Here is a 15,869-nt window from a genome sequence, read left to right on the forward strand (position 1 = left end):
GCCTCCTTTGCAGGAGAGCGGGGCTTTTTTATGCAGCGTTGGATCAGAACTTGTACGTCATGCCCAGGCCAAAACCGTTGGCGCTGTTTTTGTACTTGGCGTTGTAGCTTGCTAGAGCGTTGGAGCGGTTGACGCTGACTTCTTCTTCCTTGAGGTAGGAGTAGGCCAGGTCGATGGTCATGTTATCCATGACCGCGTAGCCCAGGCCAACACTGAAGATGGTCCGGTCGCCGGTAGGGATACGCGGCGAACGATCAGCGTTGTTGGTTGGCGACTGGTCGAAGGTCAGGCCGGTGCGCAATACAACCTGCTTGGTCAGCTGGTACGAGGTGCCCACGGCATAAGCCCAGGTGTCGTGCCAGTTCTGATCTTCCTTGATGGTGCCCACAAGACCTGGGGCGAGGCCGCCACCGGCTGCTGTCACGCCTTTGTTGTTGACGGTGATGTCCTTCAGGCGGCTCCAGCGAGTCCAGGTAGCACCGGCATACAGCTTCCAGGCGTCGTTCATGTCCTGGGTCACCGACAGATCCCAGGATTCAGGCGTGTCGATTTTCAGCGACGCGTCATAACGGCCGGTTGCCAGGGCGCTGGAGGTAGCAGTAGGCGCGTTGACTTCGGTGTGGCCTTCAAGCTTGTACTTGACCTTCGAGTGGTAGGTCAGGCCGACGCGGGTGGTATCGGTCGCCTGGACCAATACGCCGGCGTTGAAGCCAATGGCAGTATCGTCACCCTTGATCTTGATCTTGGTATCTGGCACAGCCGGGTTGAGGGTCAGCTCGGATTCCAGGGTGCCGGCAATGCGGTTGAAGGTTGGGCCAAAACCGACGGAAACCCGGTCGTTGAAGGCATAGCTGACGGTCGGCTGGAAAGTGATGACTTGCACTTCACTTTTGCTGCCAAAGCCACGGCCCTGATAGCCTCTTTCGTAGTCGGTAATCAGACCGAACGGTGCGTACACACCAAAGCCGACTGCCCACTGGTCATTGAGTTTGTTGGTGTAGAAGCCGAACGGTACCGCCGTGAAGGGGACCATGTCGCCCTTGTTGGTGCCGCGGGAGCGACCGCTGACATCTTTGATATCAGTGGACGCATCAATCGCCGCAACACCGCCTGTAACTTGCTGGCCTTCAAGGCGAGCCATACCGGCAGGGTTACCATAAACAGTGCTTGCATCATCGGCAGAAGAAGAACGGCCTGCGAAACCGGTACCCATACCGCTGACGCTTTGTTCGTTGAGGGCAAAGCCGCTTGCGAACAGTTGGGAAGAGGCCATGGCAACGGCGAGGCTAAGTGTGGTCTTGAGCATTACTTTTTTCATTATTAGAACTCCGAGGTGATCACCGCTGCGGAAAGTACCAATAAAATTAACGCAGCGCTATAGGCTGTAATGTAGGAGATAGAGCGTTTTTGTAGGACAATCCGACCAAAATTGCCGATTTTTGCCGAATCTTGCAAAGTGCCCGATCAGCAGGCGACCTGATTCATTGGGTTTACACAGGTTTGCCAGGCCAGGGTGTAATCGCGCAGCCGGCCCTGGGGGTGAAAAATTTCTTTCCAGATACGGGCCATGGCGAGCAAGTCGTCGGGCTGGGGGAGTTCGGGGCGATGTTGCTCCACCAGCAGCCAGGCGATGGCGGTGGCGTAGCGCAGGTTGACCGTCAGCTCCAGTTGCGGCCCGCTGAGGAAAGCATGTTGGCTGGCGAGGCCACGCACCAGGCTGGCGCGCTCTGGGTCGAGGGCCAGGTAGTCGTCCCACAGGGCCCTGTGGCGCGGTTCGGTAATGCGATACAGGCCGTGGCCGCGCCTGTCGTGCAAGGCAGAGCCCAGTTCCGATTGGCTGGCGGCAACCCCCAGCAGCAGGGTTTCTGCGGTCTGGCTGTGGCGGCCCAGGTAAATCAACGTGGGTCGGATCACATAACGACACAACTCGCCGGCGGCAATGCCCATAAAACCCTCGAAACCGTAAAAGTGGTCGACGAGGCCTGAGAAGGGGGGCTTGGCAGCGGTGAATCGGATCTCAGGCTCGCCGGAGGCGGGACATGCCGCCTGAGTTGAAGTGTAGTGTCAGATTCACGACGTAAAGGACTGTTTTTAAAATATTTCCGGCTACGGGTTATAAGCGTTATATCTGTTTGGCCTAAGGGGAACCGCTAAAAAAGCCGAATCGCGGGCAATAAAAAACCCTGCCTTGCGGGCAGGGTTTTCGATGTTCAGCGTCGGGTCAATCAGGCAACCAGTGCCTGACGGGTACGCTCGATCACGGCCTGCAGCGGTTCTGCGCTGGAGTATTGATCGGGGTACAGGCGTTCGCTATGACGAGCGATGCCGTGTTCGTTGACCAGGGTGAAGCTGAAGCAGCCTTTGCGAGCGGCCATGATCAGGCAGTTCATTGGAGCAAAAGCATTGGTTAGGGTGCGAATGGCATCCTGAGTATGGATTTGAGTGGACATATTATTGGTGTTCCTACAAATGACACGGATAAGAACCGTGCAACGTTAAAACGTTCCAGTGACGCTGATCACCATTGATCATGCGAAGAACCCGACTGGAACAAAGCAGCCAGTTTGAAGCGCTAAATAGTTTGGCGCGCTTGGGCTGGCAGGTAGGTACTTAGGAGGGCAGGCAACACAACAGGGGCAAAGGTTCTGGGCCCAGGGTGAAGATCCTGATCAATTTGCAGGTTGGTTCGGTCAGAGTATGGATACTTCGCGACACCCTTTGCATTGTTCAAAGGCAGTGTCGTCGCAAGTGATACCTGGAAACCATCGAGGTGGTCGATCCCATCAAGATTGACAGAACTTCTCTTTAGGGAAGCTACGTCGCGGGGATTAGTTCGACCAGAATTGACTTTCAGCTTGGTACTAACGCTGCGGATACTAATGGCTTGAAACAGCTAAAGCAAGTGTGTTAGCAAAAATACTTCAATCAGCCGCCCATCAGCCCGCGATAAATCAGCACCGTGGACGCTGCGGCCAATGAACAGCCCAGTGCATAGGCGGCGAGGGTCAAGCGCAGGGATTGACCGGTTTCGATGACTTTCACTACATCGCGCAGGTCGTTGACCCGTCCGTCACCCAGCTCGATACACAAACTGACCGCCGTGAAAGCGGCCGACAACAGGATGGCGATGGCAAACAGCGCGCCGTCGGGGGATGGCAGCACGGCATTGGTGCCCAGGGAAATCACACAAACGGCGAACAGCAATAACGCGAACACCAGGATTCCTTTCATGAAGTGGCGCACCTCCTTGCTGTAGGGCGAACAGTGTGGCGAGCGCAGGCACGTTTGAAAAGTGGCCCTTGTGTGTCGCCCGTAACGTTTTGTTGTGCCCTCGGGCCACAAAAGTGCGGGATATAACCGTCAGGCAGGTAGTTGTGCACATTGGTTGCGCAGTGTGTCACCGGGAAGGTGCTGCGCCGGATTGGCCCGTGAATGCCTGCATCGAAAATTTAAGTCAATGAAAAATCTGGCTTTTTTTTATTGGTGAAAAAATCGTCAGTTTAAGCGCGGCCCCCGTTCCATGGGCCTTTGCGCGAGTTAAAGCACGGTTGTCCACTGAGTTATCCACAGCTTCTGTGGATTGTCCCAAGCGCTTGCTCTAGAACGGGCGTGCAGGTTTTTTTCAGCTTTACCCGTACGAAAAAAGGAGTAGAGTGGCGCGCCTTCCGTTCTGCCCTACAGTGCTTTATGAAGTTTCGCTCAGTATCATCTTCTGTTACCGACAACCCTCCAAGTGTTACCGCACCCAAGCGCTTCTCCTTGAAAGTCGCCTTGTGGCTGTTGGATAGCCCACGCATTGGCGATCACCCCAATATCAAGCATTTTGCCGGGCGTTTGCTCAAGCAGCCGGCCCGTGAAGGGGTGGTTGTGGCACAGAGCCGCCTGGGCCTGTTGATGTGTCGTGAGTGCGGCAATGCCCGAGACCGCCGCATCGGCCACGACCTTCTGCGCCAGGCCGCCCGTGCCGGCGACGTGGGCGCTCAGCGTGAACTGGGCCAGATCAAAGACTGAGCTGTCCACGAAGCGCCCGCTTGGTTAACCTTCCTCTTTTACCGTAATGGCAGGAATGGCTATGGCTTTTGACTGGACCAGTGTTGCACTGGGTCTCGCCGCTGCGGCGTTGCCTCTGTCGGTCCTATGCTGGCAGATCCAGCGCCGCCTGAATGCACGCAGCGCCGGTTGGGAACTGCTGGAGGAGCGCCTGGCGACGGCGCAGATGGCCCAGGAAGGCCTGGCCGCGCAACTGGACGCCAGCCGTGACGAGATCAGCGACCTGAGCCAGGCCAATGCTGCCAAGCAGGCAGATCTGGCCGCTGTGCGCCGGGAAGTCGAGTTGCTGCAGATCGACCGCGACAATGCGCGTGATGCCGCTCATGCCTGGAACATCGAGCGCAGCGCCAAGGAAGGCGAACTGCGCCGCCTGGACGCCTTGTCGGCCTCCCTGCGTGCCGAACTGCGGGAGCAGCAAGACAGCCATCAACAGCGCCTCAATGACCTGCAAGGCTCGCGGGACGAGTTGCGTGCGCAGTTCGCCGAACTGGCCGGGAAAATCTTCGATGAGCGCGAACAGCGGTTTGCCGAGACCAGCCAGCAGCGCCTGGGGCAATTGCTCGATCCGTTGAAAGAGCGCATCCAATCGTTCGAAAAGCGTGTGGAAGAAAGCTATCAGAACGAGGCGCGCGAGCGTTTTTCCCTGGCCAAGGAGCTGGAGCGCCTGCAGCAATTGAACCTGCGCCTGTCGGACGAAGCCACCAACCTCACCCGCGCCCTCAAGGGGCAGAAAACCCAGGGTAACTGGGGTGAGTTGATTCTGGAGCGGGTGCTGGAACATGCCGGCCTGGAGAAGGGCCGCGAGTACCAGACCCAAGTCAGCCTCAAGGGCCCGGATGGCGAGCGCTTCCAGCCGGACGTGTTGATCATGTTGCCTGGCGACAAGCAGGTGGTGGTGGACTCCAAGGTCAGCCTGACGGCCTACCAGCAGTACGTGGCGGCCGATGACGAGGTGATCGGCCAGGTCGCTCTCAAGCAGCACGTGCTGTCGTTGCGCAACCATGTAAAAGGCTTGGCCGGCAAGGACTACAAGCGTCTGGAAGGCCTGCATAGCCTGGATTTCGTGTTGTTGTTCGTGCCCATCGAAGCAGCATTTTCCGCCGCGTTGCAGGCCGAGCCCAACCTGTTCCAGGAAGCCTTCGACCGGCATATCGTGATTGTCAGCCCAACCACCTTGCTGGCGACCCTGCGCGTGATCGACAGCCTGTGGAAGCAGGAGCGGCAAAGCCAGAACGCCCGGGAAATCGCCGAGCGCGCCGGCTGGCTGTACGACAAGTTCGTGCTGTTTATCCAGGACCTGGACGAAGTGGGCAATCGATTACAGCAGCTGGATAAGGCTTACAGTGCAGCGCGCAATAAGCTCACAGATGGTCGCGGCAATCTGGTCAGCCGGGTCGAGCAGTTGAAGCTGCTGGGCGCGCGCGCGAGCAAAGGCTTGCCGTCCGACCTGTTGGAGAAAGCGATGACCGATGAAGATGGCGTCGCACAGTTACCTGACTAAACGCAGAGCCCAAATGTGGCATCGGGTATCTACACAACGTTCAGAAACTGATGACTCTCCCTGTGGCGAGCGGGCTTGCCCCGCGCTGGGCTGCGCAGCAGCCCCACCCCAGGCATCGCGGTTGTTTAAGACATACCGAGCCGGCAGGTTTTGGGGCGGCTGCGCCACCCAACGCGGGCGATACGGCGTTCCGACAAGCCCGCTCGCCACAGCAGCCCTATCGGCTTGGGTTTAAAGCGCCCACAAGCTACAGCGGCAAATGCCGGTTCAGCAGCGCCCGCAACGCCGCTGGCTTGACTGGCTTGGCCAGGTAATCCAAACCCGCTGCATGCACCTCGGCCACCATCTCTGGCCGGCCGTCGGCGCTGATCACCACCCCTGGAATCGGCTCTGCCAGTTGCGCGCGCAACCAGCCCATCAACTCGGTGCCCGTCTCGCCGTGGTCCAGGTGGTAATCCACCAGTGCCAATTGCGGGCGCATGCCCTCGGCCAGCAACGCCGCGCATTGCGCCTGGTCGCGTGCGGTCCAGACCTGGCAGCCCCAACGACTCAACAGGCTGCGCATGCCAATCAGGATGCTGTCTTCGTTGTCCACGCACAGCACCTGGGCGCCGCTCAGTGGCAGGCCCTTGTCCGGTGTGACCGGTAGCGGCAAGCTGGTTTGCGCCTTGGCCAGTGGCACGCTGACGCTGAACACACTGCCTTTGCCCGGCCATGAGCGCACGCGCAAGCGGTGGCCGAGTACCCGGCACAACCCGTCGGCAATCGCCAGGCCCAGCCCCAGGCCCTTCTCGGCACGGGTCTGGTGGCTGTCCAGGCGCTTGAACTCTTCGAAGATCACTTTCTGCTTATCCAGTGGAATCCCCGGTCCACGGTCCCACACCTCCAGGCGCAGCTCACCGCGACGCCGTCTTACACCCAGCAGCACTGGGCCGTGGGCATAACGGAAGGCGTTGGTCAGGAAATTCTGCAGGATGCGCCGCAGCAGCTTGATATCACTGTCGATGCGCAAGCGGCTGCCACGCAGGCGGAAGCGCAAGCCTTGTTCCTGGGCCAGCACCTTGAACTCTGCGCCCAGGGCATCGAACAGTTCACTCAAGGCAAACGGCTGGCGCTGGGGATTGATCTTGCCGTTTTCCAGGCGCGAGATATCCAGCAAATCGCTGATCAGGTCTTCGGCCGAGCGCAGCGAACTGTCCAAGTGGTGCACCAACTGCCGAGCCTCGCCGGACAATCCTTCGCTCTGGTGGGAGAGGGCGGCCGAGAACAGCCGCGCAGCGTTGAGCGGCTGCATCAGGTCATGGCTGACCGCAGCAAGGAAGCGGGTTTTCGATTGGTTGGCCGATTCGGCCACGCCTTTGGCGTCGGTCAGCGCGAGGTTGAGTTGCGACAGCTCATGGGTGCGCTCGGTGACGCGCTGTTCCAGGCCCTCATTGGCCTCGGTCAGGGCCTGTTCGGCCTCGCGGAAGGCGGTGATGTCGGTGAAACTCATGACAAACCCGCCGCCCGGCATCGGGTTGCCGATCAGCTCGATCACGCGGCCGTTGGGAAACAGCCGTTCCGAGGTATGCGCGCGGCCCTGGCGCATCCAGTGCAGGCGTCGCGCCACGTGGACTTCGGCCTCACCGGGGCCGCACAGGCCGCGCTCGGCGTTGTAGCGAATAATGTCGGCAATCGGCCGCCCGACACTGATCAATCCGTCGGGGTAGTTGAACAGTTCCAGGTAGCGGCGGTTCCAGGCCACCAGCTTGAGGGACTGATCCACCACGCTGATGCCCTGGGTGATGTTCTCGATTGCACCTTGCAACAGTGCCCGGTTGAACTGCAGCACTTCGGAGGCTTCGTCAGCGATACGGACTACGTCCTCCAGCTGCATTTCGCGGCCTTCAATCGCTGCTTTCACCACCGCCCGCGTGGATGAGGCACCCAGTACGCCTGCCAGCAGCCGCTCGGTGTGGGCGATCCAGTCGTTGTCGGCATTCTGGTTGGGGTTAAAGCCCTTGCCTTGGCGGTAGGCGAAGCGGATGAAGCTCTGTTGCGCCCGTTCCTCGCCGACAAAGCGCGCCGCCAGGCTCAACAGATCATTGATCTGCACCGATAACATGGAGCGGGCGCTGGCGCGCTGGCTGGTTTCCTGGCCGATAAACCGCCCGGCCTGCCAATGCTCTGATACCCGAGTGCGCGAGAGGACCGAGACCCAGGCAAACAGAGTGAAGTTACCGGCCAGGGACAGCACAACCCCTTGGGTCAGCGGCGTGATCGGCAGCCCCAGCGGGTTGCCGTGCAGCCAGGAGAGGCCAGGGAAGATATTCAGCGACCAACCCAGGCTATGGGCGGCAATTGGCAGCACCAGGGTGTAGAACCACAGGAACGTGCCCGCCGCCAGGCCGGCAAACACGCCGCGACGGTTGGCCTGCTTCCAGTACAGCGCGCCGAGCATTGCAGGCGCCAGTTGGGTCACGGCGGCAAAGGCAATCTGGCCGATGGTCGCCAGGCTCGCGGTGGAGCCGAGCAGGCGATAACTCACATAGGCCAGCAGCAGAATAATCACGATGCTGACCCGGCGTACCGAGAGCATCCAGTGGCGGAAGACTTCGAACGGGCGCTCGGCGTTGGTGCGACGCAGCAGCCAGGGCAACAGCATATCGTTGGAGACCATGGTCGACAGCGCCACGCTCGCGACGATGACCATGCCGGTCGCCGCCGAAGCACCGCCGATAAATGCCAGCAGCGCCAAGGCCGGATGGGCTTCGGCCAGGGGCAGGCTGATCACGTAGGAGTCCGGTAGCACCGAGCTTGGCAGCAGCATCTTGCCGCCGAGGGCAATCGGCACCACAAACAGCGCAGCCAGCACCAGGTAGGCCGGGAACACCCATTTGGCCAGGCGCAGGTCCTGGGGCTCGATATTCTCCACCACGGTGACGTGGAACTGCCGGGGCAGGCAGATAATTGCCATCATCGCCACGCCGGTCTGCACCACCATGGATGGCCAGTTGACCGTCTCCTTCCAGTACTCCTCCAGCCTCGGCGCGAGCATTGCCTGGCTGAACAGGTCGTTGAAACCGTCGTACAGGCCGTAGGTGACAAACGCGCCGACGGCGAGAAATGCGAACAGCTTGACCAGGGATTCAAAGGCAATCGCCAGGACCATGCCACGGTGGTGCTCCGTGGCGTCGAGGTTGCGCGTGCCGAACACAATGGTGAACAGCGCCAGCACCAGGGACACAATCAGGGCGGTATCCTGGGCCCGTGTGCCGGTGGCATCGGCGCCGGCGCCAATCAGCAGGTTGACCCCCAGCACGATGCCTTTGAGTTGCAGGGCAATATAAGGCAGCACACCTACCAGGCAGATCAGCGCCACCACCACCGCCAGTGACTGGGATTTGCCATAGCGCGCGGCGATGAAGTCGGCGATGGAGGTGATGTTTTCCTGCTTGCTGATCAGCACCATTTTCTGCAGGACCCAGGGCGCGAGTACCAGCAGCAGTACGGGTCCCAGGTAGATCGGTAAAAAAGCCCACAATTGTTCGGCGGCCTGGCCTACGGCGCCGAAGAAGGTCCAACTGGTGCAGTACACCGCCAGCGACAGGCTATACACCCACGCACGCACCCGTGGCGGCAGCGGCGCGTGGCGGCGGTCACCGTAGAAGGCGATGGCAAACATAATGGCCATATAGGCCAGGGCAACGGCGGCGATCAGCCCGCTGGACAGCGTCATGAGGACTCCGGACATAAGAACACCCAGGCATTCCAGGCCCGGGGCGACAGTCTCGCATGATGCTCGGGGTTAGTCAGTGTCGACGAAGGTCGGGTAGGTGCTGTCATGCAGGGGTGGATGGGCGGTGCTGTCGTGGCGAGGGGGCTTGTCCCCCGTTGGGCTGCGCAGCAGCCCCAAAACCATCCCCCTCGGTGTGCCTGACACTCCTCGGTGGGGCTTATATTGGGGCTGCTGCGCAGCCCAACGGGGGACAAGCCCCCTCGCCACGGGTCAGTTGGATCGTGGTGGCAGGGTTTTCTGGCGCAGGATATAGATCGTCACCAGCACCGCACTGGTCAACATGAACCCGCGTGCCCAGGGCATAGGCACCAGGTAGCAGGACAGGCCGATGCTCAGCCACATCAGGCCGATGGCGTACACCTTGCCTTTGAGAGGGATACCGTTGCCATCCAGGTAATCCCGAATCCAGGGACCCAGGCGCGGATGGTTGACCAGCCACGCATAAAAGCGCGGTGAACTGCGGGCAAAACAGCCGGCAGCCAGGAGCAGGAAGGGGGTGGTCGGCAAGACTGGCAAGAAGATTCCGATCACGCCGAGCACCACGCTCAACCAGCCAATGGCCAGTAGCGCGTAGCGCACAATCGGCGAGCGGTTGCCCATGGGCGCCACGGGCGGGGGACTCAGTGGTGGCGAGGCTTGAGGATCGCCGGTTTTTCGTCGGGGGCGTTGCACAGCAGGTACAGGGCGGTCAGTGCTTCCGGGATCTGTACGATCATGTCGTCCATCAGGTTGGCGTCGCTGGCGATATCGGCGAATTCAGGCTGGTCGTCGAACAGGCCGGAACCGACCATGATCGGCAGCAGCATTTCGCTGACTTCGTCCTCGGCGGTTTCGAACCAGGCCGCTTCACGCAGGAACACGCCTTCCATGAAGCCAATGCACCAGCCGCGCAGGTCGGAGTCGTCCGGCTCTTCGCCCAGGTCGAGGTCGCATGGCAGCTCGAACTCTTCATCGGATGCCAGTTGGCGGGAGATGTGGGCCTTGAGCTGGACCAGGGTTTCTTCGATCTCGGTGCGCTGGGCCTCGTCCTTGTAGTGAGGCTCTTCGGCGAACAGCGCGTCGATCCATTCACGGTCAGGGACCTGCTCCGAGCAGATCGATAGCGCAGTCAGGTAGCCATGGGCGGCTACGTAGTCCAGCGCCTCGTCATGCAGCTCATCGGCATCGAGGAAGGCTTGCAGGCGGTTTAGTTGCTCAGCGAAGGACATTGAAAGACTACCTTGGGAATAAACGATGCTGAATTCTAGGCCTTCTTGAGCGTGCAGGCCAGCCGCACTGCATATTTGCAAGGTTTTCAGATGGGCCGCTATTCGTCAGTGGCGCCCTTTGCCGGGGAGCGCTCGGGTATACTGCCGCGTTTTGTGATGCCCCTGCAGGCCGGAGGCGGTCGCGGGAAAAGTTCGCTTACGGATTATTTCCCGGCCAAGCGCGCTTTTTCAGCCAGCCTGTACAGAGGGATTTCGGTGGAATTTGGAGTTTTTCATGCTTGAACAGGCTCAACGCGTCCTCAAGGACATCTTCGGCTACGACAGCTTTCGTGGCCGCCAGGGTGCGATCATTGAGCGCGTGGCCAGCGGTGGTGATGCGCTGGTCCTGATGCCTACCGGTGGTGGCAAGTCGTTGTGCTTCCAGGTGCCGGCATTGTTGCGTGAAGGGCTGGCGGTGGTGGTTTCGCCGTTGATCGCACTGATGGACGACCAAGTGGCCACCCTGGAAGAACTGGGTGTCGCCGCCGCTGCGTTGAACTCGACCCTGAGTGCCGAGCAGCAGCGCGACCTGGCGGCGCGGATCCGCCGGGGCGAAGTGAAGATGCTCTATCTTGCGCCCGAGCGTCTGGTGCAGCCGCGCATGCTGGCGTTTTTGCAGAGCCTGGAAATCTCCCTGTTCGCCATCGACGAAGCCCACTGCGTTTCCCAATGGGGTCACGATTTCCGGCGTGAATACCTGCAACTGGGGCAACTGGCCGAGCTGTTCCCCAATGTGCCGCGTATCGCCCTGACGGCCACGGCCGACAAGCGTACCCGCGAAGAAATCGTCGAGCGCCTGCACCTGCAGAACGCCGAGCGCTTTCTCTCCAGCTTCGACCGGCCGAATATCTTTTATCGCATCGTGCCCAAGGAACAGCCGCGCAAGCAATTGCTGGCGTTCCTCTCGGAGCGGCGCAGCGATGCCGGGATTGTGTATTGCCTGTCGCGCAAGAAGGTCGATGAAGTGGCCGCGTTCCTCTGCGAGCAGGGCTACCCCGCGTTGCCTTACCACGCTGGCCTGCCCAACGAGTTGCGGGCCTATCATCAGAAGCGCTTCCTCAACGAGGAAGGCCTGATCATGGTGGCGACCATTGCGTTCGGCATGGGCATCGACAAGTCCAACGTGCGCTTCGTTGCGCACATGGACCTGCCCAAGTCCCTCGAGGCGTACTACCAGGAAACCGGACGGGCCGGCCGCGATGGCCTGCCGGCGGATGCCTGGATGGTCTACGGCCTGCAGGATGTGGTGATGCTCAAGCAGATGCTGCAAAACTCCGAAGGCGATGAGCGCCACAAGCGCCTGGAGCAACACAAGCTCGACGCCATGCTGTCGCTGTGTGAAGAGACCCGCTGCCGCCGCCAGACCCTGCTCGCCTATTTTGACGAAGACATGCCCCAGCCGTGCGGGCATTGCGATAACTGTATGGACGGCGTGCAGACCTGGGATGCCACCGAGCCGGCGCGCCAGGGCCTGTCGGCGATCTTCCGTACTGGCCAGCGTTATGGTGTCGGGCATCTGGTCGATGTGCTGCTGGGCAAGGACAACGAAAAAATCCGCAGTTTCGGTCACCAGCACCTGTCGGTGTATGGCGTGGGCAAGGCGCGGGCTGAAGGCGAATGGCGGTCGTTGTTCCGCCAGATGGTGGCCCGTGGCCTGGTGGATATCGATCTGGAAGGCTATGGCGGCCTGCGCCTGAATGACAGCTGCCGGCCGCTGCTCAAGGGCGAGGTCAGCCTGGAGCTGCGCCGCGACCTCAAGCCGCAGACCACTGCCAAGTCCAGCAGCACCAGCCAGGCCAGCCAACTGGTGCGCGGCGAGGAGCGGGAACAGTGGGAAGCCCTGCGGGCGTTGCGGCGCAAGCTGGCGCAAGAGCACAGCGTGCCGCCCTACGTTATCTTCCCCGACTCCACCCTGCTGGAAATGCTACGCGAGCAGCCCACCACCATGGCTGAAATGGCCCGGGTCAGCGGCGTGGGCGCGCGCAAGCTGGAGCGTTATGGCCAGGCCTTCCTGGAAGTCCTCGGCGGCCAGGCCGAGGCACCGAAGGAAATCGCCGATATTCGCCACGAACTGATCAGCCTGGCCCGTGCGGGCATGACGCCGATCCAGATCGCCGGGCAGTTGCAATGCTCGGAAAAAAACGTCTACACCTTGCTGGCCGAGTCCATTGGCAAGCAGCAGTTGTCTCTGGAGCAGGCTCTAGACCTGCCGGAAGACTTGCTCGGGGAAATCCAGGACGCCTTTCTCGACGGCGAAGGTGAATTGCCACCGGTTAGCGATATAGCGCCGCTGTTTACCGGACGGGTGCCCGAGGGCGTTTTGTACTGTGTGCGGGCCGCTTTGCAGTCGGAATTCGAGATTTAATGTGTCAATTACGACAATGTAACGAATCAGTACATTGCAAACCTTGCCTACTGTCATGGGTCATGCTTAGCTGACTAATAATTAGCCATACTTTATTTTCAGTCTAACCCATGAGTTTTTTATGCCGTTAACCGATCAACACCGTTTTGGCATGCAGTTGGCGCAAATGTCCCGTGGCTGGCGCGCAGAACTGGATCGCCGCCTGGCGGGGCTGGGATTGTCCCAGGCCCGCTGGTTGGTGCTGCTGCATCTGGCCCGTTTTGAAGAAGCACCGACCCAGCGCGAATTGGCGCAGAGCGTCGGCGTTGAAGGGCCAACATTGGCTCGCCTACTCGACAGCCTGGAGAACCAGGGCCTGGTGCAACGCCAGGCGGTGGTGGAAGACCGGCGTGCCAAGCGCATTGTGTTGTGTGATCCCGCCCGCCCGTTGATCGATCAGATCGAGACCATCGCCACGGCCCTGCGCCAGGAGCTGTTTGTGGGTGTCGATGAAGAGGATATGCGGGTGTGCATGCGGGTCCATGGGCACATCCTGGCCAATCTGGAAAAGACCTGAGCCGATTACGTCGCTGATCAAAATGTGGGGGCGGGGTTGCTCGCGAAAGCGGTGTGTCAGTCAATATATTCGGTGACTGAACCACCGCTTTCGCGGGCAAGCCCGCTCCTACACAAGCCTGCTCCGTCTTGGCTAAGTGTCGTTAGAAGGTCTGGCCGAGGTTCAGGTACACCGCCTTCTGATTGTCATCATTAAACCCATAGCTGAAATTCAACGGCCCCAGTGGCGTATCGAACCCCAGGAAGATGCTCGCGGCGTTGATGTAGCCACTGTCGAACTCATTGTCGTTGTTCCACGCCCGCCCGCGTTCCAGGGAGGCGCCCAGGTACAGCGGGAAGTCCAGTGGCAAGTACGAGCGTGGGGTCAGGCGACGGTAGTAGACGGCGCGCATCAGGCTGATGTTCTGCCCGGAAATCGCATCCTGGCGGAACCCTGACAACTGCCGCGCGCCGCCCAGCAGGAAGCTGGAAATCACCACGTCGGAATCGTCCAGGGTGCGCCCGTAGCGACCGCCCAGTACCAGGGTGTCCGGGCCGTGGCTCATGGCTTTGTCCAGCTTGAACTCCCATTGCCGGTAGCGCTGGTCGGAGCCTAGGCCCGGTTCGAACTCACGGTAGGCCAGGCCGATGTCCTCACCTGTGTGGGGGAAGTACACGTTGTCCAGGGAGTCGAACGAGTACTTGAGTTCATAGAAACCCTCGCTGAAGCTCACGCTTGGCAAGTCGCGGTCGCCGATGCGCACATCGGCCTTGCCCCACGCCTCGCCCACGCCGAAGCGGATTTCGCCGCTGTTGCCGATCTGCCGACCGACGTTCAGGCCAAACCCGTAGCGCTCAAGGCGGTATTCGGAGATCGGGTCGTTATCCAGGATCAGTTCGACGTTCTGCGCCTGGGCGCTGATGTAGGGGGCGACGAAATAACGTGAGCCGGTATCCATCGGCTGATAGAACTCGCTGTACAGCTCCTGGCGATCACCGATCTGTACCCTTGTCAGCCATTCGGCGCCGAGGCGGTTGATGCCATTGACCCGGTAGCTGGCGCCGAGGTTGAAGGCGCTGTCGCCGCGCATGTCGTCGGACAGGTTGAGCCCCAGGCGCAGGTAATCGGTGCCGCTGCGTTTGCCACGGGCGCTGATCACCAGGGTGTTGTCCGGGCCTTTTTTCACCACGCGGTATTGCACCTGCTCGAAGTAATCCAGGCCATACAGGGTGCCCATGTCCGATTGCAGGCGGGCCAGGTTCAGGGGTTCGCCGATGGGTTGGCGGATGTAGTAGCGGATCACGTCGTCACCGACTTTTGAGTCGTTCTCTACCTTGATTGCGGTGATCGTCGGGTTGCGCTGGCCCGGGGTGCGGGCGGCGGTCAGTTCGGCGTCTACCGAGCCGGTGGGGCGCAGGCGTGCCATGCGGGTATCCAGGGCGCGGGTGGCACGGTAGCCGGCGTCGATCATGTCCTTGGCGCGGCCAAAGTCGGTCACACCATAGGCGGCCAACGGTGGCTGGATCAGCACGTCGCCGGGATGCAGGGCCTTGAGTTGCTCCTCGGAATTTCGGCGGGTCATCAGGGTGATGGACTGGTTGAGCACATCCACCACCGTCGCCAGTTGCTTGCGGCTGCGCAGCGGCGTACCGATATCCACCACGATGGCGATATCGACCCCCATCTCACGTGCCACATCCAGGGGGATGTTATCGGTCATGCCACCATCCACCAGCAGTCGCCCGTCCAGTTCCACCGGGGCGAACACCGCGGGGATCGACATGCTGGCGCGAATCACCTGGGGCAGGTGACCCTTGCGGAACACCACTTTCTCGCCGCTGGTGATATCGGTGGCCACGGCGCGGAATGGAATCGGCAGCTTGTCGAAGTCGCGGGTGTTGCTGCTGTGGGCGAACATGCTCTCCAGCAGCAGTGCCAGGTTCTGACCCTGGATAACGCCCAGGGGCAGGCCGAGGCTGCCGTCGTCGCGAAAGCTCAGTTTCTGCTTGATCAGGAAGTCCCGGTCATCCTGCTTGCGCCGGAACGGCACGTCTTCCCTGGGCGGGGCATCGGACAGCGCCAACTGCCAGTCGATGCTCAGCGCCAGCTTTTCCAGTTCGTCGATCTTGTAGCCCGACGCGTACAGCCCGCCAATCACCGCCCCCATGCTGGTGCCGGCAATCGCATCGATATGGATGCCTTGCTCTTCCAGGGCCTTGAGCACGCCGATGTGCGCCAGGCCACGGGCGGCACCGCCGGACAACACCAGGCCGATTTTCGGGCGGGGGGCTTCCACGGCTTGGGCAAGGACAGGGAGCAGGCACAGCAACAGGCAGGACAACAGGCGGCGCATCATCAATCTCGGGGCTGGACGGCAAAGGCCGGTATTATAG

12 protein-coding genes are annotated in these 15,869 nt (G+C 60.8%); 4 read left to right on the forward strand and 8 right to left on the reverse strand.

Annotated elements, in window-relative coordinates; genetic code table 11:
* Positions 1-43: 43 nt before the first annotated feature.
* The 4 genes from GDV60_RS08200 to GDV60_RS08215 form a co-directional block, all read right to left on the reverse strand.
* Positions 44-1,318, reverse strand: coding sequence for an OmpP1/FadL family transporter (locus GDV60_RS08200; protein WP_159906838.1), 1,275 nt, complete (start codon positions 1,316-1,318; stop codon positions 44-46).
* A gap of 146 nt (positions 1,319-1,464) precedes the next feature.
* Positions 1,465-1,947, reverse strand: a complete 483-nt coding sequence (locus GDV60_RS08205) for a hypothetical protein (RefSeq protein ID WP_092234485.1) — start codon at positions 1,945-1,947, stop codon at positions 1,465-1,467.
* Between the two features lie 278 nt (positions 1,948-2,225).
* Positions 2,226-2,450 carry a hypothetical protein gene (locus tag GDV60_RS08210; RefSeq protein WP_007898912.1) on the reverse strand — a complete coding sequence of 75 codons (225 nt, stop codon included), beginning with the start codon at positions 2,448-2,450 and terminating at the stop codon, positions 2,226-2,228.
* A gap of 475 nt (positions 2,451-2,925) precedes the next feature.
* The gene (locus GDV60_RS08215; RefSeq protein ID WP_029292434.1) at positions 2,926-3,231 is read right to left on the reverse strand and encodes a hypothetical protein; all 306 of its coding nucleotides are present in this window, start codon (positions 3,229-3,231) and stop codon (positions 2,926-2,928) included.
* Positions 3,232-3,687: 456 nt separating this feature from the next.
* Here GDV60_RS08215 and GDV60_RS08220 point away from each other — a divergent pair, with 456 nt between their 5' ends.
* Both GDV60_RS08220 and rmuC read left to right on the forward strand, forming a co-directional pair.
* Positions 3,688-4,011: a sel1 repeat family protein gene (locus GDV60_RS08220; protein WP_029292437.1), complete on the forward strand. Its 324-nt coding sequence runs from the start codon at positions 3,688-3,690 to the stop codon at positions 4,009-4,011.
* A gap of 175 nt (positions 4,012-4,186) precedes the next feature.
* Positions 4,187-5,551, forward strand: a complete 1,365-nt coding sequence (gene rmuC, locus GDV60_RS08225; protein ID WP_167362643.1) for a DNA recombination protein RmuC — start codon at positions 4,187-4,189, stop codon at positions 5,549-5,551.
* 247 nt (positions 5,552-5,798) lie between these two features.
* Here rmuC and GDV60_RS08230 read toward each other — a convergent pair whose 3' ends face one another.
* The 3 genes from GDV60_RS08230 to GDV60_RS08240 form a co-directional block, all read right to left on the reverse strand.
* Entirely contained in the window at positions 5,799-9,269 is a 3,471-nt protein-coding gene (locus GDV60_RS08230) for a PAS domain-containing hybrid sensor histidine kinase/response regulator (RefSeq protein WP_159906840.1), read from the reverse strand.
* A gap of 270 nt (positions 9,270-9,539) precedes the next feature.
* Positions 9,540-9,929 (reverse strand): YbaN family protein, encoded by a 390-nt coding sequence (locus GDV60_RS08235; protein ID WP_029292443.1) that lies wholly within the window; start codon positions 9,927-9,929, stop codon positions 9,540-9,542.
* 20 nt (positions 9,930-9,949) lie between these two features.
* Entirely contained in the window at positions 9,950-10,537 is a 588-nt protein-coding gene (locus GDV60_RS08240) for a YecA family protein (protein WP_092234491.1), read from the reverse strand.
* 274 nt (positions 10,538-10,811) lie between these two features.
* Here GDV60_RS08240 and recQ point away from each other — a divergent pair, with 274 nt between their 5' ends.
* The gene (gene recQ, locus GDV60_RS08245; protein ID WP_159906842.1) at positions 10,812-12,941 is read left to right on the forward strand and encodes a DNA helicase RecQ; all 2,130 of its coding nucleotides are present in this window, start codon (positions 10,812-10,814) and stop codon (positions 12,939-12,941) included.
* A 121-nt stretch (positions 12,942-13,062) separates the two neighbouring features.
* Positions 13,063-13,497, forward strand: a complete 435-nt coding sequence (locus tag GDV60_RS08250; RefSeq protein ID WP_029292449.1) for a MarR family transcriptional regulator — start codon at positions 13,063-13,065, stop codon at positions 13,495-13,497.
* Between the two features lie 142 nt (positions 13,498-13,639).
* On the opposite strand, the gene GDV60_RS08255 is transcribed toward GDV60_RS08250, so the two are convergent.
* On the reverse strand, positions 13,640-15,829 hold the full coding sequence (locus GDV60_RS08255) for a patatin-like phospholipase family protein (protein WP_029292452.1): 2,190 nt from the start codon (positions 15,827-15,829) through the stop codon (positions 13,640-13,642).
* Positions 15,830-15,869: the final 40 nt, after the last annotated feature.

Origin of the sequence: Pseudomonas sp. DTU12.1 (genome assembly GCF_009873475.1) — a bacterium.
Taxonomy (GTDB): domain Bacteria; phylum Pseudomonadota; class Gammaproteobacteria; order Pseudomonadales; family Pseudomonadaceae; genus Aquipseudomonas; species Aquipseudomonas proteolytica.